This is a genomic window from Erwinia sp. QL-Z3 (genome assembly GCF_004551645.1).
In the GTDB taxonomy this organism is placed as follows: Bacteria; Pseudomonadota; Gammaproteobacteria; order Enterobacterales; family Enterobacteriaceae; genus Erwinia; species Erwinia billingiae.
In genome coordinates this window covers 317,923-337,008 of sequence record NZ_CP037950.1, presented here as the reverse complement: position 1 = coordinate 337,008, position 19,086 = coordinate 317,923, and the positions used below count along the sequence as shown (strand labels likewise).

The following is a 19,086-nucleotide window of genomic DNA, read 5'->3' as shown; positions in this document are numbered from 1 at the left end:
GATATGGTTGCGGTAAGAAGTGCACATTTGAATACGGCTGGCGAGTTTGCACTCGACCAATGGATCACCAGTTTGGGGATCTCTAATCCGCAGTCATGTGAACGACTGGCCGAGACCTGGCGCTATTGCGAAGAAGCCACCCGGGATCATCCTGACGCGGCGTTGTTGCTATGGCGGGGCGTTGAGATGGTGGAAATCCTCTCAATGCTCAGTATGGACAACGAAAGCCTGCGGGCCGCGCTGTTGTTCCCCCTCGCCAACACCCACGTCGTCTCTGAAGAGGTGCTGGAAGAGCACTTCGGTAAAGCCATTGTCTCACTGGTGCACGGCGTGCGTGATATGGACGCCATCCGCCAGCTGAAAGCCACCCACAATGATTCCATGGCGCCTGAGCAGGTGGATAACGTCCGCCGGATGCTGCTGGCGATGGTGGAAGATTTCCGCTGCGTGGTGATCAAACTCGCCGAGCGCATCGCCCATCTGCGCGAAGTGAAGGATGCGCCGGAAGATGAGCGCGTGCTGGCGGCGAAAGAATGTACCAATATCTACGCGCCGCTGGCGAACCGCCTCGGCATCGGCCAGCTCAAATGGGAACTGGAAGATTTCTGCTTCCGCTATCTGCATCCCGACGAATACAAACGCATCGCCAAATTGCTGCATGAAAGGCGCATCGATCGTGAAGGTTACATCGATACCTTTGTGCAATCCCTGCGCACGGAGATTGTGAAAGAGGGCGTCAAGGCAGAAGTCTATGGCCGTCCGAAACACATCTACAGCATCTGGCGCAAGATGCAGAAAAAGTCGCTGACCTTTGACGAGCTGTTTGACGTGCGCGCGGTGCGTATCGTGGCCGAACGCCTGCAGGATTGCTACGGTGCGCTGGGGATTGTGCACACGCTCTATCGCCATCTGCCCAGCGAATTCGACGACTACGTCGCCAATCCGAAGCCGAACGGTTACCAGTCAATCCATACCGTGGTGCTGGGGCCGAAAGGCAAAACCGTTGAAGTGCAGATCCGTACCCGCCAGATGCATGAAGATGCCGAGCTGGGCGTCGCCGCGCACTGGAAATACAAAGAGGGTGGCACCGGCGGCAATGCGCGCGGTGCGGCAGGTCATGAAGAACGTATTGCCTGGCTGCGTAAGCTGATTGCCTGGCAGGAAGAGATGGCGGACTCCGGCGAAATGCTGGATGAGGTGCGTAGCCAGGTGTTTGACGATCGGGTGTATGTGTTTACCCCGAAAGGCGACGTGGTGGATTTGCCTGCGGGTTCAACCCCGCTCGACTTTGCCTATCATATCCACAGCGATATCGGCCACCGCTGCATCGGCGCCAAGATCAGCGGGCGCATCGTGCCCTTTACCTATCAGCTGCAGATGGGCGACCAGATCGACATCATCACCCAGAAGCAGCCGAACCCAAGCCGCGACTGGCTGAACCCGAACCTCGGCTATGTCACCACCAGCCGCGGGCGCTCAAAAATTCATGCCTGGTTCCGTAAGCAGGATCGTGACAAGAACGTGGTGGCGGGTCGTCAGATCCTCGACAGCGAGCTGGACCATCTTGATATCAGTATGAAAGAGGCAGAGAAGCTGCTGCTGCCGCGCTACAACGTTAACTCACTGGACGAGCTGCTGGCCGCCATCGGCGGTGGCGATATCCGCCTCAACCAGATGAGCAACTTCCTGCAGTCGAAGCTGCACAAGCCCAGTGCTGAGGAAGAAGATCGCGAGGCATTGCGTCAGCTCACGCAGAAATCAGCGGCACCGCGAAGCAAAGAGAGTGGCCGGGTGGTGGTCGAAGGCGTCGGCAATCTGATGCACCATATCGCGCGCTGCTGCCAGCCCATTCCGGGCGACGATATCGTCGGCTTTATCACCCAGGGACGCGGGATCTCGATCCACCGCGCCGACTGCGATCAGCTGACCGATCTGACCTCGCATGCGCCGGAACGGATTGTTGATGCGGTGTGGGGCGAAAGCTACTCCAGCGGTTATTCGCTGGTGGTGCGCGTCACCGCCAACGATCGTAGCGGCCTGCTGCGCGATATCACTACCATTCTGGCTAATGAAAAGGTCAACGTGCTGGGAGTTTCCAGCCGCAGCGACACCAAAAAGCAGCTGGCGACCATCGATATGGATATTGAGATCTACAACCAGCAGGTGCTCGGAAGGGTGATTGCGCGGTTGAACCAGGTCCCAGACATCATCGACGCCAGGCGCTTGCATTAGTATTCAGGGTGGCGACTCTACTTGCCAGTTTGCGTCCCGGCAGTGCTCGTCCAGGTCACATACTCGTGTATGCTCCCTGGCCTGTGCGCTGGCGGGACGCAACCTGACTGCGACAGTTACGCCACGACGTTGTTAAAGATACGTTCACATTAAGAGTGGCAACCTTCAGGCTGTCAGCTCTCGCCAATTTGATTATGGAAAATGTTATGAATGCACTCGATCGCCTGCTGGGCATCATGAAAACCCTGCGCGATCCTGAAGGCGGTTGCCCGTGGGACCGCGAGCAGACTTACGCCACCATTGCGCCTTACACCCTTGAAGAAACCTACGAAGTGCTGGATGCCATCAGCCGTGAAGATTTTGACGATCTGCAGGGCGAGCTGGGCGATTTGCTGTTCCAGGTGGTGTTTTATGCGCAGATGGCCAATGAAGAAGGGCGCTTTAACTTCGACGATATCTGCAACACTATCAGCGATAAGCTGGAACGCCGCCATCCGCACATTTTTGCCGACGTGAAGGTTAGCGGCAGTCAGGATGTGCTGACTCACTGGGAGCAGATTAAAACCCGTGAGCGGGCAGAGAAAGCGCAGCATTCGGCACTGGATGATATCCCGCGCGCGCTGCCAGCCTTGATGCGTTCGCACAAGATTCAGAAGCGCTGCAGTAACGTCGGCTTCGACTGGCATACGCTTGGGCCGGTGCTGGACAAAGTGTATGAAGAGATCGATGAAGTGATGCATGAGGCTAAGCAGGCGGTCGTCGATCAACAGAAGCTGGAAGAGGAAATTGGCGACCTGCTGTTTGCCACGGTGAATCTGTCGCGGCATCTGGGTAGCAAAGCCGAGATCGCGCTGCAAAAAGCCAACGACAAATTCGAACGCCGCTTCCGTCAGGTTGAGCAGATTATTGCCGATCAAGGGCTGGCGATGCAGGACGCGACGCTCGAACAGATGGAAGCTGCCTGGCAGCAAATCAAAGCCCGCGAGTAATAGCTGACTCGATTCAACAAAAGTGTGACTTGTATCAACCTCCGCCGCCGGCAAATCGGGTAATATTTTGTCGGTCAATACGGTGGCAGGCAGACAATCGGAAACGATTAATTGTGGCACTGCAGGGATTCGGGTAGACTGTTTTCCCGTCCTGGTTATTCCATCGTCTTTAAACCTACTTTCTCAGGTTCAGCATGACAACGAACTATATTTTTGTGACCGGCGGGGTCGTATCCTCTCTGGGAAAAGGCATTGCCGCAGCCTCCCTGGCCGCTATTCTTGAAGCACGCGGTCTTAACGTGACCATCATGAAACTGGACCCGTACATCAACGTGGACCCAGGCACCATGAGCCCAACTCAACACGGCGAAGTGTACGTCACCGACGACGGCGCAGAGACCGATCTGGATTTGGGTCACTACGAGCGTTTCATCCGCACCAAGATGAGCCGTCGTAACAACTTCACCACTGGCCGTATCTACTCAGAAGTCCTGCGCAAAGAGCGCCGGGGCGATTATCTGGGTGCGACCATTCAGGTTATCCCGCATATCACCAATGCCATCAAAGAGCGCATCATCGAAGGCGGTGAAGGCCATGATGTGGTGCTGGTTGAAATTGGCGGCACCGTCGGTGATATCGAATCCCTGCCATTCCTTGAAGCTATCCGCCAGATGGCGGTTCAGGTTGGCCGCGAGCACACCCTGTATATGCACCTGACGCTGGTGCCTTACATGGCCGCCGCTGGCGAAGTGAAAACCAAGCCAACTCAGCACTCGGTAAAAGAACTGCTGTCCATCGGTATTCAGCCAGACGTGCTGATTTGCCGTTCCGATCGCGCCGTACCCGCCAACGAACGTGCGAAAATCGCCCTGTTCTGTAACGTGCCGGAAAAAGCGGTAATCTCGCTGAAAGATGTTGATTCCATTTATAAAATCCCGGGCATGTTAAAATCCCAGGGTCTGGATGACTTTATCTGTAAGCGCTTCAATCTGAATGCACCGGAAGCGAACCTGGCCGAATGGGAACAGGTGATCTACGAAGAAGCCAATCCGGGCGGCGAAGTGACTATCGGTATGGTCGGCAAATATGTCGAGCTGCCAGATGCGTACAAGTCTGTGATTGAAGCCCTGAAGCACGGTGGTCTGAAAAACCGTGTGACGGTAAACATCAAGCTTATCGACTCGCAGGATGTTGAAACCCGCGGTGTCGAATTGCTGAAAGATTTGGATGCTATTCTTATCCCTGGCGGCTTCGGCTACCGTGGTGTGGAAGGCAAACTGATGACCGCCCGTTACGCGCGTGAGAACAACGTTCCTTACCTCGGCATTTGCCTGGGTATGCAGGTTGCGCTGATGGAATTCGCCCGTAACGTCGCCGGAATGGAAGGCGCAAACTCCACGGAATTTGTGCCAGACTGTAAGTATCCGGTGGTGGCATTGATCACCGAATGGCGTGATGAAGAAGGCAATGTTGAGCAGCGCACCGAGCAGAGCGACTTAGGCGGCACCATGCGTCTGGGCAGCCAGCAGTGCCAGCTGACCACCGACAGTCTGGTTCACCAGCTGTACGGTTCAGAAACCATTGTTGAGCGTCATCGCCATCGTTATGAAGTCAACAATATGCTGTTGAAGCAGATTGAAGCGGCTGGATTACGTGTGGCAGGCCGCTCCGGGGATGACCAGTTGGTGGAGATCATTGAGATCCCTGACCATCCATGGTTTGTTGCGTGTCAGTTCCATCCGGAATTCACCTCAACCCCGCGTGACGGTCACCCGCTGTTTGCTGGCTTTGTGAAAGCCGCCAGCGACTACCAGAAGCGTTTGGCAAACTAAGTATTTTCATAATGGCGCTGACTGACTAATCACCAGATGCCGGGCTGCAGCTCACACCGCTGCAGCGCCAAAATGGCGGTTAATCCGGGCGTTGTTTGTCTGAGTTTAAGTAAACTTGATACTGAGGAAAAACTAATGTCCAAAATCGTTAAAGTCATCGGTCGCGAAATCATCGACTCCCGTGGAAACCCGACCGTTGAAGCTGAAGTGCACCTGGAAGGCGGTTTCGTAGGTATGGCTGCTGCACCATCAGGCGCTTCTACCGGTTCTCGCGAAGCGCTGGAACTGCGTGACGGTGACAAATCTCGTTTCCTGGGTAAAGGCGTAACGAAAGCCGTTGCTGCGGTTAACGGCCCTATCGCTAACGCGGTAACGGGTAAAGACGCGAAAGACCAGGCAAACATCGACAAGATCATGATCGATCTGGACGGTACCGAGAACAAATCCCAGTTCGGCGCTAACGCCATTCTGGCTGTTTCTCTGGCTGCTGCGAAAGCCGCTGCTGCTGCCAAAGGCATGCCGCTGTATGAGCACATCGCTGAGCTGAACGGTACCCCGGGCAAATTCTCTATGCCACTGCCAATGATGAACATCATCAACGGCGGCGAGCACGCCGACAACAACGTCGACATCCAGGAATTCATGATCCAGCCTGTGGGCGCAAAAACGCTGAAAGAAGCCATCCGTATGGGTTCTGAAGTGTTCCACACCCTGGCGAAAGTGCTGAAGTCTAAAGGTATGGGTACGGCTGTGGGTGACGAAGGTGGCTACGCGCCTAACCTGGGTTCCAACGCAGAAGCGCTGGCGGTTATCGCTGAAGCGGTAAAAGCAGCAGGCTACGAGCTGGGCAAAGACATCACCCTGGCGATGGACTGTGCAGCGTCTGAATTCTACAAAGACGGCAAGTATGTGCTGGCGGGTGAAGGCAACAAAGAATTCACCTCTGAAGAGTTCACTCACTTCCTGGAAGACCTGACCAAACAGTACCCAATCGTCTCTATTGAAGACGGTCTGGACGAATCTGACTGGGCTGGCTTCGCATACCAGACTAAAGTACTGGGCGACAAAATCCAGCTGGTGGGCGACGATCTGTTCGTAACCAACACCAAGATCCTGAAAGAAGGTATCGACAAAGGTATCGCTAACTCCATCCTGATCAAATTCAACCAGATCGGTTCTCTGACCGAAACTCTGGCTGCGATCAAAATGGCGAAAGATGCTGGTTATACCGCAGTGATCTCTCACCGTTCAGGTGAAACCGAAGACGCCACTATCGCTGACCTGGCGGTAGGTACTGCAGCGGGCCAGATCAAAACCGGTTCTATGAGCCGTTCTGACCGTGTTGCTAAGTACAACCAGCTGATCCGTATCGAAGAAGCGCTGGGAGCACGTGCGCCATTCAACGGTCTGAAAGAAGTTAAAGGTCAGTAATGACCTGACTTCCCGGCCCGTCACGGGCTGAGGAATTTCAGCTGAAACTAAACCGGGCCCGTTAATCGCGGGCCCGGTTTTTTTTATGCCTTTTTCAGCTGTCCGAACACCAGTCTTCCCTGATGGAAGGTGGCCTGCACCGCCGGTACGCGGGCCACCGCTTCGGCTGAGCAGCTGGCGTCGACCAGCATCATCTCCGCCGCATCATTGACCGCCGGCCACTGACGCTGCCCGGCATCGCTCAGCGGCAAAATATTGCCGGTGGCAATCGCCAGCGAACGGGTCAGGCCGAACTCGTCGGAGTTGCCGTACAGCTGGGCATACAGATTGGCTTTCTCCAGCATGCTGCCGGTGCCAAACGGCGACCAGTGATCGATCACGCTGTCGGTGCCGGTCATTACGAACACACCTTTCTCACTCAGCTGCGGCAGCGGCATCGAGAGTTTGCCAATCGGCACCGTGGAAGCCACGGTAAACTGCTGCTCGGCCAGGCCGTGGATCACCTCTTCCAGCTCATTTCCCTGCATTACCGATAACGCAAAGCCGTGGCTCAGCGTGACCTTGCCCTTCAGCTGCGGGTTCTTCTCGACGGTGCTGATCATGTACTTCACCGCGGCAATGCCCGCTGGGGTAGTTTCGTGCAGATGGATATCGACGCCTTTGTGGCTATCCAGCGCGATCTGGAACATCGCATCCAGCGACTTCTCCATTGCGCCATCAACATTCGTCGGATCGAGGCCGCCAACGTACTGCACGCCCATCTGCATCGCTTCACGCATCAGGCCATCGACATTAGCGTGCAGCAGGCCATGCTGTGGAAACGCCACAATCTCACAGCTGAAGTCCTGCTGATGCTTCTGCAAGGCAATCTGCAAATGCTCCAGGCTTTTCAGGCCGCTGACCGGATCGATATTGCAGTGGCTGCGGGCAACGGTGGTGCCTTTGGATTGCAACAGCCCGATGATCGCTTCGGCATGCTCCACGGAATGCGGCAGCAGCTGCGGGATTAGCACCTGCTCACGGGCAATCATATCCATGATGGTTTTGCCTTTGCGCGGGCGTGGCGCTTCCCAGTGGCTGCCGTAAAAGGTTTTATCCAGATGGATATGCATATCGCGCGTGGCGGGCAGCAGCAGCATGCCCTGTGCATCGTAGGCGGGCAGGGCGCTGGCCGCGCGCGCCTTAACCTGACTTATCGCGACGATTTTGCCGTGATTGATTTCCAGATCGTAGAGCGCGGTGTGCGTGGCGATAATCATCTCGCCTTCGCGCTCAAATCCCTCTTCCAGCCTGACGTTTCGCAGGACGTAATGCGCATCAGCGAGGGTTTTGGTCTGGCTGGCATCGTCGCAGGGTACGCTTGCCGATGCATTGTTGACGGTTGCGGCGCCTGCCATCCCAGAGGCAAGAAGGGCGCTGCCAGCGGTCATTCTGGCGCCGGTAGAGAGGAAGTTCCTGCGGCTTTGTTGAACGGTTTGCACATCAGTTTCCTTTTTTATTGTGGTCATTTCCCCAGCAATACTACCTGAATGAAGATTGCTAGCAATCCTGTCGGGTGTAAAAATATGCAAGGTTGGCGGCGCACGTTTTAAGTCCAGCGCAGCGGTGCGGCACACGCCACCTGAGGATTATCTGAAAAAAGCGGCCTGTAAGCGGGCTGATCTGCAGTATTTGTGATTTTTATTAATGAGTTGCGGACAAAATTTGCCTTTTAAGGAATGGTCTGATTTGTGTTAAGGAGGGCGAAATATCAGGTCAATTTATGTAAGTTCGCGGTAACGAAATGTAATCAGGACCAGTATAAAATGAAATACAGAGCGGATGTTGATGGACTGCGGGCGCTGGCGGTGTTGCCGGTAATCGCCTATCACATGGGAATATCCGGGATCCCGGGCGGGTTTACCGGCGTGGATATCTTCTTCGTGATATCAGGCTACCTTATCTGCGGCATTATTTACAATGGCGCTATGAACAACACCTTCTCCTATCTGGATTTTTACAAACGCCGCAGCCTGCGCATTCTGCCGCCGCTGTTTGTGGTGATGCTGACCACCTTAGCCTTTGGCTACTACCATCTGCTGCCGGCGCAGTTCAGCGATCTCAGCAACAGTTCGCTGGCCACGCTGCTGTTCTCGTCCAACATCTTCTTCTGGAAAACCACCGGCTACTTTGCCGGGCCAGCCGAACTGAAGCCGCTGCTGCATACCTGGTCGCTGGCCGTTGAAGAGCAGTTCTACATTATCTTCCCGGTGATCCTGCTGTTGGTGGTGCGCTTCTTCCGTCAGCGCACCACGCAGGTGATGCTGCTGATTATCGCCGTGTCGCTGATGTTAAGCATCTATGCGGTGACACGAAAACCGACCTTCACTTTCTATATGCTGCCAACCCGCGCCTGGGAACTGGCGCTGGGCGGCATCATTGCGGTTGCCGGTCTGGAAGCGAAAATGGCGAAGGTCTCGCAGGGGATTAAACATCTGATGAGCCTGGCAGGGCTCGGGCTGATCCTGTTTGGCTTCCTGTGGCTCAACACCGATAAACCCTTCCCGGCATGGAATGCCATCTGGCCCTGTCTCGGCAGCTTCCTGATTATTCTTGCCGGGCAAAAAGCGGCGGTTTCCCGCGTGCTGGCGCTGAAGCCGATCGTCTACATCGGCATGATCTCCTACTGCCTGTATCTGTGGCACTGGCCGATTATCGTTTACAGCCGGATGTTCGCGAACTTTGCGCCTGGCGTTCGCGAGATGGTTATCGCTGGCCTGTCGCTGCTGTTGGCGGTCGCCTCTCGTTACCTGATTGAAATCCCCTTCCGCTACAAGCTGGCGGTGTTCAGCCCGGGCAGAATTGTGGCGGCGTCGGTGGTGGGGCTGGTGTTGATGGCTTCCGGCACCTTCTATAAAGGGCATCTCGACAACAATGCCGGCCAGTTCTCCACGGATGCGCTGGCGCTGGCGAAATATACCCAGTACAAGGACATGCCCGAATTTAACTATCAGTACCGACTGGGCCGCTGCTTTGTGGACGGTAAAAGCGAGGAAGATAAACCGTTCGATCGGGATTACTGCCTGAAAACCTCAGACACGGCGAAAAATTACGTGCTGATTGGCGACAGCCATGCGGCCCATCTGTGGCGGGCACTCAGCCTGGCGGCCGGGCAGGGCATCAATGTGATTCAGGCCACTTCGGCAGGCTGTAAGCCGCTGTACCAGCAGTCGCTGCGCAACCCTTGTACCGATCTAGGGGATTATGTCTACGGCTCGTGGATCCCCAAACACAAGATTGACGGCATCATCATCTCCGCACGCTGGGCACCGGAAGACATTGCGCCGCTGAAAGCCACACTACAGCATCTGAAAGGCGTGTCGGACAACGTGATCGTGATGGGCCCGACCATTGAGTATTCGGAAGCGTTGCCGGACCTGTTGGCCTATCAGACCGACGGCCGTAAAGATCTGGTGGCGTCGTCGATCGACCACAGCATCAAACAGACCGACAGCGCGATGAAGCAGGCGATGGTGGATGCGCAGACCCGCTACATCTCGGTTTATTCCATCATTTGTCCGGGCGATATCTGTCGTGGGCTGGCGTCGGATGGTCATCCCATCTCCAACGACTATGGCCATTTCACCCTGAGTGGCGCAAAAGACGTGGCGAAACAGGCGATGACCGAGATGCATCAGGACAACTTTATGTAACCCGCCGGGGCAGGCAGCACGCTGGCCCCGTCAACCCTCACCTAACGGAAGTCAGATAGCCGCCAGCCAGCACAAAGCGGTTTGGCTATCTCCGCGCCAATCTGCCATACTCTGCGCCCTTAAATTCACTTCCAGTTGAGACTGTCATGCAGTACCCGATTAATGAAATGTTCCAGACGTTGCAGGGCGAAGGGTTTTACACCGGCGTTCCGGCAATTTTTATCCGCCTGCAAGGATGCCCGGTGGGCTGCAGCTGGTGTGATACCAAACACACCTGGGATAAGCTGGCCGATCGGGAAACCTCGCTGGGCGATATCTTAACCAAAACCGTCGAAACCGATGCGTGGGGCTCGGCCGATGCTGCCGCGCTGCTGGCAGTGATTGCCAACCATGGCTGGACGGCGCGCCATATTGTGATCACCGGTGGCGAACCCTGCAGCCACGATCTGACGCCGCTGACCGCGACGCTGCAGCAGCACGGCTTCAGCTGCCAGATCGAAACCAGCGGTACCCACGAGGTGCTTTGTAGCGCCGAGACCTGGGTGACGGTGTCGCCGAAGGTGAATATGCGCGGGGGTTATGACGTGTTGAATCAGGCGCTGGTGCGCGCAGATGAAGTGAAGCATCCGGTGGCCCGTCAGCGTGACGTGGAGGCTTTACAGGCGCTGTTGGCCACGCTGAATGATGACAAGCCGCGGATTATCGCGTTGCAGCCGATCAGTCAGAAAGACGATGCGACTAAGCTGTGCATTGAAACCTGTATCAAGCACAACTGGCGTTTATCGATGCAGACGCATAAGTACCTGAACATCGCTTAGTGGTCCACTGTGAACAGCGGACAAAGAAAAGGGGAGAACCGCAAGGTTCTCCCCTTTTTCTATCCGGGCTTAATAAAGCAGAGCGTTGGCCGCAGCCGATCGCTTAACCTCTGTAGATGCAGCCCGCGGTGCAGGTCTCTTTGATGGTCACCGCGCTCAGTTCTGCGAGCTTCGGTTTCATCTGATCCCAAATCCATTTCGCCAGCACTTCGCTGGTTGGATTCTCCAGACCGGCAATCTCATTCAGGTAGTAATGATCGAGCTGGTCGTAGATCGGCTTGAAGGCCGCTTTCAGTTCGGCAAAGTCCATAATCCAGCCGGTATGCGCATCCACTTCGCCGGTAATTTCGAGCCGCACCAGGAAGGAGTGCCCGTGCAGGCGGCCACATTTGTGCCCTGCAGGAACGTTAGGCAGATGGTGAGCAGCCTCGAACATAAAATCTTTAAACAGCGTGGTAGCCATAACAGTCTCAGTAAACTTTTCTTGAAAAAACCGCCGAAGTCTACCCGAAAAAGCCTTTTTTCGCACCCGTTTCCCGGCTGTTTCTTATTCTGAGCACTAACGGTAAACGATGTCGCTTCTAACCTGTTGAATATCAGTGAGTTAATTAACCTGTTTTGCCACTATGCCTTACCCGTAAAACCGTTTAGTCATTTTGGTTATTTATTATTACCAACCCTTATTTAATGGTTATTATGCTAGTCGTTACCCTACTCTCATCTTGCTGTCTTTACGGCCCGGACCACCGATACTGGAACCTTCTACGCAATGACGACTCAGGCACCTCCAAGCTCTCTGCTTCCGCTTAACCCGGAACAACTCGCCCGTTTGCAGGCGGCCACCGGGGATTACTCCACGACTCAACTGGCCTGGCTCTCCGGTTATTTCTGGGGCATGGTCAATCAGGCTCCCGGCACCGCCGCCGTCAGCGCACCGGCACCGGTTGAAGCCCCGGCGATTACCCTGCTTTCGGCGTCGCAAACCGGCAACGCCCGCCGTCTGGCAGAACAGCTGCGCGACGACCTGCTGGCCGCGAAACTGAACGTCAACCTGGTTAACGCCGGTGATTACAAGTTCAAGCAGATCGCCCAGGAAAAACTGCTGGTGGTGGTGACCTCGACCCAGGGTGAGGGCGAACCGCCTGAAGAAGCCGTGGCGTTGCATAAGTTCCTGATGTCCAAAAAGGCGCCGAAGCTGGATAATACCGCGTTTGCCGTGTTCGGGCTGGGCGATACTTCATATGAATTCTTCAGCCAGGCTGGGAAGGACTTCGACAGCAAGCTGGCGGAGATGGGCGGTGAACGCCTGCTGGACCGCGTCGATGCCGATGTGGAATACGCCGCAGACGCCGAGCAGTGGCGCAAGCAGATTGTTACCATCCTGAAAGCCCGCGTTCCGGCCGAATCACCGGCCGCAGCGGCCGCCACTGCCGCCGGCTCGGTGAACGAAGTGTTCAGCAGCCCGTACAGCAAAGAAGATCCGCTGACCGCCAGCTTCGCCGTTAATCAGAAAATTACCGGCCGGGACTCTGACAAAGATGTTCGCCACATTGAAATCGATCTGGGCGACTCGGGCCTGCGTTATCAGCCGGGCGATGCGTTAGGCGTCTGGTTTGAAAATGATGCAGCGCTGGTGCAGGAGTTGGTTGAGTTGGTGTGGCTAAAAGGCGATGAGAGCGTCACGGTCAATGACCAGACGCTGACCCTGAGCGAGGCGCTGCAAAAACATTTTGAACTGACGGTCAACACGCCGCAGATCGTTGAGCAGTACGGCACCTTGAGCCGCGACGAAACGCTGCTGGGCCTGATCAGCGAAAAGCCCAAACTGCAGCATTACGCGCAGAACACGCCCATCGTCGACATGGTACGCGGCGCGCCGGTTGAGCTGACCGCTGAGCAGTTGATTGCGCTGCTGCGTCCGCTGACGCCGCGTCTCTACTCCATTGCTTCATCGCAGGCGGAGAACGACACCGAGGTGCATATCACCGTTGGCGCGGTCCGCTTCGACATTGATGGCCGCGCGCGTGCGGGCGGGGCGTCCAGCTTCCTGGCCGACCGTCTGGAAGAAGACGGCGACGTGCGGGTGTTTATTGAGCATAACGATAACTTCCGTTTACCGGCCAACCCGGAAACGCCGGTGATCATGATTGGACCGGGCACCGGCATCGCCCCGTTCCGCGCCTTTATGCAGCAACGTGATGCGGACGGCGCCGCCGGCAAAAACTGGCTGTTCTTTGGCAACCCGCACTTCACCGATGACTTCCTCTACCAGGTAGAGTGGCAGCGTTACGTGAAGGATGGCCTGCTGACCAATATCGATCTGGCCTGGTCCCGTGACCAGCAGCAGAAAGTGTATGTACAGGATAAAATCCGCGCCAAAGGGGCGGAAGTGTGGGACTGGATCCAACAGGGTGCGCACATCTATGTCTGCGGTGATGCCAACCGTATGGCGAAAGATGTCGAGCAGGCTTTGCTGGAACTGGTCGCCGAGCACGGTGGCATGGACACAGAGACCGCCGACGAATTCTTAAGTGAGCTGCGCATTGAGCGCCGTTATCAGCGAGACGTTTACTAATGAGCAATGAAAAACATCCTGGCCCGCTGGTGGTTGAAGGCAAACTCACCGACGCAGAACGCCTGAAGAAAGAGAGTAACTACTTACGCGGTACCATCACCGAAGACCTGCAGAATGGTCTGACCGGCGGCTTTACCGGCGATAACTTTTTACTGATCCGTTTCCACGGCATGTATCAGCAGGATGACCGTGATATCCGTGCCGAACGTGCCGAGCAGAAGCTGGAACCGCGCCACGCGATGATGCTGCGCTGCCGCTTACCGGGCGGGATCATCACGCCTAAGCAGTGGCTGGGCATCGATAAATTTGCCGAGAACAACACCATTTATGGCAGCATCCGTCTGACCAACCGTCAGACCTTCCAGTTCCACGGCATCCTGAAGGGCAACGTGAAGCCCGCTCACCAGATGCTGAGTGAAGTGGGGCTGGATTCACTGGCAACCGCCAACGACGTCAACCGTAACGTGCTGTGTAGCTCGAACCCGGTGGAGTCCGAACTGCATCAGGAAGCCTACGAGTGGGCGAAGAAGCTCTCCGAGCATCTGCTGCCGCAGACCCGTGCCTATGCGGAAATCTGGCTGGATAAAGAGAAGGTTGCCACCACCGACAAAGAGCCGATTCTGGGCGAAACCTATCTGCCGCGTAAATTCAAAACCACCGTGGTGGTGCCACCGCACAACGACGTGGATCTGCATGCCAACGACCTGAACTTCGTGGCAATTGCCGAGAACGGCAAGCTGATCGGCTTTAACCTGTTGGTCGGCGGCGGTCTGTCTATCGATCACGGTAACAAAGCGACCTATGCCCGCACCGCCAGCGAGTTTGGCTTCCTGCCGCTGGATAAAACGTTGGCCGTTGCGGAAGCCGTGGTCACCACGCAGCGCGACTGGGGTAACCGTACCGATCGTAAAAACGCCAAAACCAAGTACACCCTTGAGCGTGTCGGCGTGGAAACCTTTAAGGCGGAAGTTGAGCGTCGTGCTGACATCACCTTTGAACCGACGCGTCCCTACGAATTCACCACGCGTGGCGATCGCATTGGCTGGGTAAAAGGTATCGATGACAAATGGCACCTGACGCTGTTTATCGAAAATGGTCGCCTGCTGGATTATCCGGGCCGTCCGCTGAAGACCGGTATTGCTGAAATCGCCAAAATTCACCAGGGCGACTTCCGTCTGACCGCTAACCAGAACCTGATTGTTGCCGGCGTGCCGGAAGCGGATAAGCCGAAAATTGAAGCGCTGGCGCGCAGTCATGGGCTGATGGAAAGCGTCACTGCCCAGCGCGAAAACTCGATGGCCTGCGTGTCGTTCCCGACCTGTCCGCTGGCGATGGCCGAAGCCGAACGCTTCCTGCCAGAATTCGTCACCCGGGTGGAAGGTCTGATGACCGCACACGGCGTGGGCGATGAGCACATCGTGCTGCGCGTAACCGGCTGTCCTAACGGCTGTGGCCGTGCGCTGCTGGCGGAAATTGGGCTGGTGGGCAAGGCGCCGGGCCGTTACAACCTGCATCTGGGCGGTAACCGCATCGGTACGCGTATCCCACGGATGTACCGTGAAAACATCACCGAAGACGAAATTTTGTCTACCCTTGATGAATTACTGGGTCGCTGGTCAACAGAACGCGAAGCCGATGAAGGCTTTGGTGATTTCACTATCCGCGCAGGCGTGGTGAAACCGGTTGTTGATCCGGCCCGCGATTTTTGGGCATGACGGAGGCGTGATAATGTCTGTACTCGATCTCTCTGAACTGAACGAATTACCGAAGGTTAAGCGCGTGATGGCGCTGGCGGAGCTGAACACCAGGCTGGAGAAACTGTCTGCCCAGGATCGCGTGCTCTGGGCGCTGGAGAATTTGCCGGGCGAAGCGGTGCTCTCTTCCAGCTTTGGCATTCAGGCGGCGGTCAGCCTGCATCTGGTCAATCAGGCGAAGCCCGGCATTCCGGTGATCCTCACCGATACCGGCTACCTGTTCCCGGAAACCTATCAGTTTATCGATCATCTGACCGACAAGCTGCAGCTCAACCTGAAAGTCTACCGTGCTGAACAGAGCGCGGCCTGGCAGGAAGCGCGTTACGGCAAGTTGTGGGAGCAGGGCGTGGAAGGCATTGAACGCTACAACGACATCAATAAAGTTGAGCCGATGAACCGCGCGATGAAAGAGCTGAAGGCCCAGACGTGGTTCGCCGGTCTGCGTCGCGATCAGTCCAGCAGCCGCGCCAATCTGCCGGTGCTGGCCATCCAGCGTGGCGTCTTTAAGCTGCTGCCAATCATCGACTGGGATAACCGTCAGGTGCATCAGTACCTGCAGGATAACGATCTGGGTTATCACCCGCTGTGGGATCAGGGCTATCTGTCGGTTGGCGATACGCACACCACCCGCAAATGGGAGCCAGGCATGGCGGAAGAAGAGACGCGCTTTTTTGGCCTGAAGCGCGAATGCGGTCTGCACGAATAACGCCGCAGAGTGAAATGAACGATCGACGCCTGATGCTGCCATCAGGCGTTTTTTTTGCGCTTAAATCCCCACCAGCGACTGGAATTCCTCCGCGCTGCGGGTGACGTTGACCTTCGTCACTTCATACTCGGCAACGGCCTGGAAAGGATCTTCGGCGAGAATGGTGTTCAGGCGCTCACGATCGATATCCTTTACCATCAGCACGCCACCGGTGCGCGGATCTTTGCGGCCTGCGGTGATAAACACGCCGGCGTCAAAATACTTGTTCAACCAGGCGACGTGCGGATCCAGTACGGCTTCCACCTCTTCCAGCGGGCGGACATAGTTCAGATAGACGATGTACATGCGGTAGCTCCTCTCAGGTTTTGGGGTTCGCCAGCTCGGTGACCAGCGGCAGCAGGATCTTAACGGTGCTTCGGGTGCGTTGCGTAATGCGTCCAGGCAGCCAGCGATCCAGATAAGCCAGATTATCCAGCGAAGCCTGATGGTGCGTGGTGCCCGCTGGGAAGTGGCGGCTGATGGCGCGTTGTTGCTGGCCATCTTTATTACCCAGCTCCCAGTTGGTGGCGCGCACGTGTAATAAAGGAATGCCGGCTTTATCGAACAGGTCGTCGGTCGGCTGGTTCTTCACGGCTTTGCCATTGCTGGCCACTGCCAGTCCATGCTGGCGGGCAATGGCCAGCGCGCGGTCGCGGGTTTGTCGGGCGACGGCTTCCGGCGTATGGCTGCCGCTATCAAAGTAAAGTTTATCGCCGACAATCAGGCTGTCCAGGTTGATCACCAGCAGCGTGTTCTTCTTCTCTTCCGGCTTCAGGCGGGCGAGGTAATCCGCTTCGCCCTGATGGCCGTTCTCTTCACCGCTTAATGCCACGAAGCGCAGGCTGTAGTGCAGCGGCACCTTGCTCAGACGCTGCGCCAGCTCCAGCATTACGCCAAGACCCGAGGCATTATCGTCTGCACCCTGTAACGTCAGGCCGCCGAGGTTATGCTGGCGATCGCTGTCGCTGACCGGCATAAAGGTGTCGGCTTGGGTGACGATCACAATCTGCTGCGGCACCTTGCCTTCGCGGGCGGCAATCACCGTGGTGGCGGTGACTTTATGCGGCGTAATCTGCCCATCCTGTAAGCGATAGGGATAGCTGGCGGTGAAGTCGCGTTTGTTGCTTTCATAGCCCATGCTGCTGAACTGATGTTGCAGATAATCTGCGGTCAGCATCTCGGCGGGACTGCCGGCCATGCGGCCAGGGAAGTAGGTGGCAATGTGACGCAGTTGCTGTTCAGCAAAATGGCCCTCTGGCTGGCTGGCGGCCTGCAGAGGAAAAATAGCACCGCAACTGAGCAACACGGCAAGCGCGCGCAGGCGGAGTCGGGAAAACATGCGGGATCCTTAGTCGTCATCCTGTGACGATCTTGCGAAATATTTTTACCCGCTTAGTATGAAAGTGTGACGGCGATTGCACAATTTCAATCTCTCTGAAAACCCCTAAATATCATCCCTTAAGCACATTTTGTCGGATGCTATGCCAGATCGTTATTCCATTCGGTAACTACTCATTCCAATTAGTAATTTCATAAGCCTTAAGCCAGGGCCGTATAGTCACGCTAACTTTGTGTAATTACAGAAAAGGCTGACGTGGACTATCTTCCGATTTTTGCTGACATCCGAAACAAACCGGTGCTGATTGTAGGCGGCGGTGACGTGGCTGCGCGCAAGATTGATTTGCTGCGTCGCGCGGGTGCCCGGGTGCAAATCGCCGCTCGCACGCTGTGTGAGGAGCTGACCGCGCTGGAAAACAGCGGGGAGGTCAGCTGGATAGCCAAAGAGTATCAGAACGCGCTGCTGGACGGCGCCTATCTGGTGATCGCTGCCACCGACGACGGCGAACTGAATGCCCGCGTCTATCACGATGCCACCGAGCGTCAGATGCTGGCCAACGTGGTGGACGATCAGCCGAAGTGCTCATTTATTTTCCCGTCTATTGTCGATCGCTCCCCGCTGGTGGTGGCGATCTCGTCGAGCGGCACGGCACCGGTGCTGGCGCGATTACTGCGTGAGAAGCTGGAAGCCCTGCTGCCAGCCAACCTTGGTCAGATGGCGGAGCTTGCCGGTCAGTGGCGGACGAAAGTGAAGCAGCGGCTCGGCAAAATGTCCGAGCGTCGTCGCTACTGGGAAGCGGCCTTTAACGGCCTGTTTGCCAGCCAGGTGGCCTCCGGCAATATCGAGGGCGCGAAGCGCACGCTGGACCAACAGCTTGACGATCCCGATGCTGGCGAAGGCGAAATCATTCTGGTCGGTGCCGGTCCGGGCGATCCGGGTTTGCTGACCCTGCGCGGCTTGCAGGTGATGCAGCAGGCTGACGTGGTGCTGTATGACCACCTGGTCAGCGATGAAATTCTCGATCTGGTGCGCCGTGACGCCGACCGTATCTGCGTGGGCAAGCGTGCCAATGCGCACAGCATTCCGCAGGAAGAGACCAACCGCATGCTGGTGTCGCTGGCGAAGCAGGGCAAGCGCGTGGTGCGCCTGAAAGGCGGTGACCCGTTTATCTTTGGCCGCGGTGGCGAAGAGCTGCAGGCGGCGGTTGAAGCCGGCATTCCTTTCCAGGTTGTGCCTGGCGTGACCGCTGCGGCGGGTGCGACCGCCTATGCCGGCATCCCGCTGACCCACCGCGACTACGCGCAAAGCGCCACCTTTATTACCGGTCATTGCCGCGCCGATGGCGAAGGGCTCGACTGGGCATCCCTGGCGGTCTCGCGCCAGACCCTGGCAATTTATATGGGCACCATGAAGGCGGGGGAAATCTCCTCGCAGCTGATTGCCCATGGCCGCGACGCACAGACGCCGGTGGCCGTGATCGGTCGCGGGACGCGTCAGGATCAGCAGGTGCTGACCGGCACGCTGGAAGAATTAGAAGCATTAGCGCAACGCGCACCGACGCCGGCATTACTGGTGGTAGGCGAAGTGGTTCACCTGCATCAGCAACTGGCATGGTTTCAACATTCAGCGCAGCAGGCCGGACGTGAGTCCGCCGTTGTGAATTTGGCTTGAGGAAAGGT

At 56.5% G+C, this 19,086-nt stretch carries 14 protein-coding genes; 10 read left to right on the top strand and 4 right to left on the bottom strand.

Going from position 1 to position 19,086, the window contains the following annotated elements; translation table 11 throughout:
* The first annotated feature begins 3 nt into the window (after positions 1-3).
* The 4 genes from relA (at position 4) to eno (ending at position 6,484) form a co-directional block, all read left to right on the top strand.
* Positions 4-2,232, top strand: coding sequence for a GTP diphosphokinase (gene relA, locus E2F51_RS02250; RefSeq protein ID WP_105760066.1), 2,229 nt, complete (start codon positions 4-6; stop codon positions 2,230-2,232).
* A gap of 206 nt (positions 2,233-2,438) precedes the next feature.
* Positions 2,439-3,221 carry a nucleoside triphosphate pyrophosphohydrolase gene (mazG, locus tag E2F51_RS02245; protein ID WP_013203561.1) on the top strand — a complete coding sequence of 261 codons (783 nt, stop codon included), beginning with the start codon at positions 2,439-2,441 and terminating at the stop codon, positions 3,219-3,221.
* Between the two features lie 194 nt (positions 3,222-3,415).
* The gene (pyrG, locus tag E2F51_RS02240) at positions 3,416-5,053 is read left to right on the top strand and encodes a glutamine hydrolyzing CTP synthase (RefSeq protein ID WP_013203560.1); all 1,638 of its coding nucleotides are present in this window, start codon (positions 3,416-3,418) and stop codon (positions 5,051-5,053) included.
* Positions 5,054-5,188: 135 nt separating this feature from the next.
* Positions 5,189-6,484 (top strand): phosphopyruvate hydratase, encoded by a 1,296-nt coding sequence (gene eno, locus E2F51_RS02235; RefSeq protein ID WP_013203559.1) that lies wholly within the window; start codon positions 5,189-5,191, stop codon positions 6,482-6,484.
* Between the two features lie 83 nt (positions 6,485-6,567).
* Here the strand turns inward: eno and E2F51_RS02230 are convergent, their stop codons facing one another.
* Positions 6,568-7,965 (bottom strand): amidohydrolase family protein, encoded by a 1,398-nt coding sequence (locus E2F51_RS02230; protein WP_371732151.1) that lies wholly within the window; start codon positions 7,963-7,965, stop codon positions 6,568-6,570.
* A gap of 324 nt (positions 7,966-8,289) precedes the next feature.
* Here E2F51_RS02230 and E2F51_RS02225 point away from each other — a divergent pair, with 324 nt between their 5' ends.
* Together E2F51_RS02225 and queE are read left to right on the top strand one after the other, a co-directional pair.
* Positions 8,290-10,176 carry an acyltransferase family protein gene (locus tag E2F51_RS02225; RefSeq protein ID WP_134822636.1) on the top strand — a complete coding sequence of 629 codons (1,887 nt, stop codon included), beginning with the start codon at positions 8,290-8,292 and terminating at the stop codon, positions 10,174-10,176.
* A gap of 146 nt (positions 10,177-10,322) precedes the next feature.
* Complete coding sequence (gene queE / locus E2F51_RS02220) at positions 10,323-10,994, top strand: 7-carboxy-7-deazaguanine synthase QueE (RefSeq protein WP_134822635.1); 672 nt, start codon at positions 10,323-10,325, stop codon at positions 10,992-10,994.
* Between the two features lie 103 nt (positions 10,995-11,097).
* Here the strand turns inward: queE and queD are convergent, their stop codons facing one another.
* The gene (gene queD, locus E2F51_RS02215; protein ID WP_013203555.1) at positions 11,098-11,457 is read right to left on the bottom strand and encodes a 6-carboxytetrahydropterin synthase QueD; all 360 of its coding nucleotides are present in this window, start codon (positions 11,455-11,457) and stop codon (positions 11,098-11,100) included.
* A 306-nt stretch (positions 11,458-11,763) separates the two neighbouring features.
* Between queD and cysJ the strand changes: the two genes are divergently transcribed.
* Genes cysJ through cysH form a run of 3 tightly spaced genes read left to right on the top strand, consistent with a single transcriptional unit; the run spans position 11,764 to position 16,029 of the window.
* Positions 11,764-13,569, top strand: coding sequence for an NADPH-dependent assimilatory sulfite reductase flavoprotein subunit (cysJ, locus tag E2F51_RS02210; protein WP_134822634.1), 1,806 nt, complete (start codon positions 11,764-11,766; stop codon positions 13,567-13,569).
* Entirely contained in the window at positions 13,569-15,284 is a 1,716-nt protein-coding gene (gene cysI / locus E2F51_RS02205) for an assimilatory sulfite reductase (NADPH) hemoprotein subunit (protein ID WP_013203553.1), read from the top strand. Before cysJ ends, cysI begins: the two co-directional genes overlap by 1 nt.
* 13 nt (positions 15,285-15,297) lie before the next feature.
* Positions 15,298-16,029: a phosphoadenosine phosphosulfate reductase gene (cysH, locus tag E2F51_RS02200; protein ID WP_013203552.1), complete on the top strand. Its 732-nt coding sequence runs from the start codon at positions 15,298-15,300 to the stop codon at positions 16,027-16,029.
* Positions 16,030-16,089: 60 nt separating this feature from the next.
* Here the strand turns inward: cysH and E2F51_RS02195 are convergent, their stop codons facing one another.
* Together E2F51_RS02195 and E2F51_RS02190 are read right to left on the bottom strand one after the other, a co-directional pair.
* Positions 16,090-16,374, bottom strand: coding sequence for a YciI family protein (locus E2F51_RS02195; protein WP_013203551.1), 285 nt, complete (start codon positions 16,372-16,374; stop codon positions 16,090-16,092).
* A gap of 13 nt (positions 16,375-16,387) precedes the next feature.
* Entirely contained in the window at positions 16,388-17,407 is a 1,020-nt protein-coding gene (locus E2F51_RS02190; protein ID WP_134822633.1) for an aminopeptidase, read from the bottom strand.
* Between the two features lie 255 nt (positions 17,408-17,662).
* Here E2F51_RS02190 and cysG point away from each other — a divergent pair, with 255 nt between their 5' ends.
* Positions 17,663-19,078 carry a siroheme synthase CysG gene (cysG, locus tag E2F51_RS02185; RefSeq protein ID WP_134822632.1) on the top strand — a complete coding sequence of 472 codons (1,416 nt, stop codon included), beginning with the start codon at positions 17,663-17,665 and terminating at the stop codon, positions 19,076-19,078.
* The last annotated feature ends 8 nt before the right edge of the window (positions 19,079-19,086 follow it).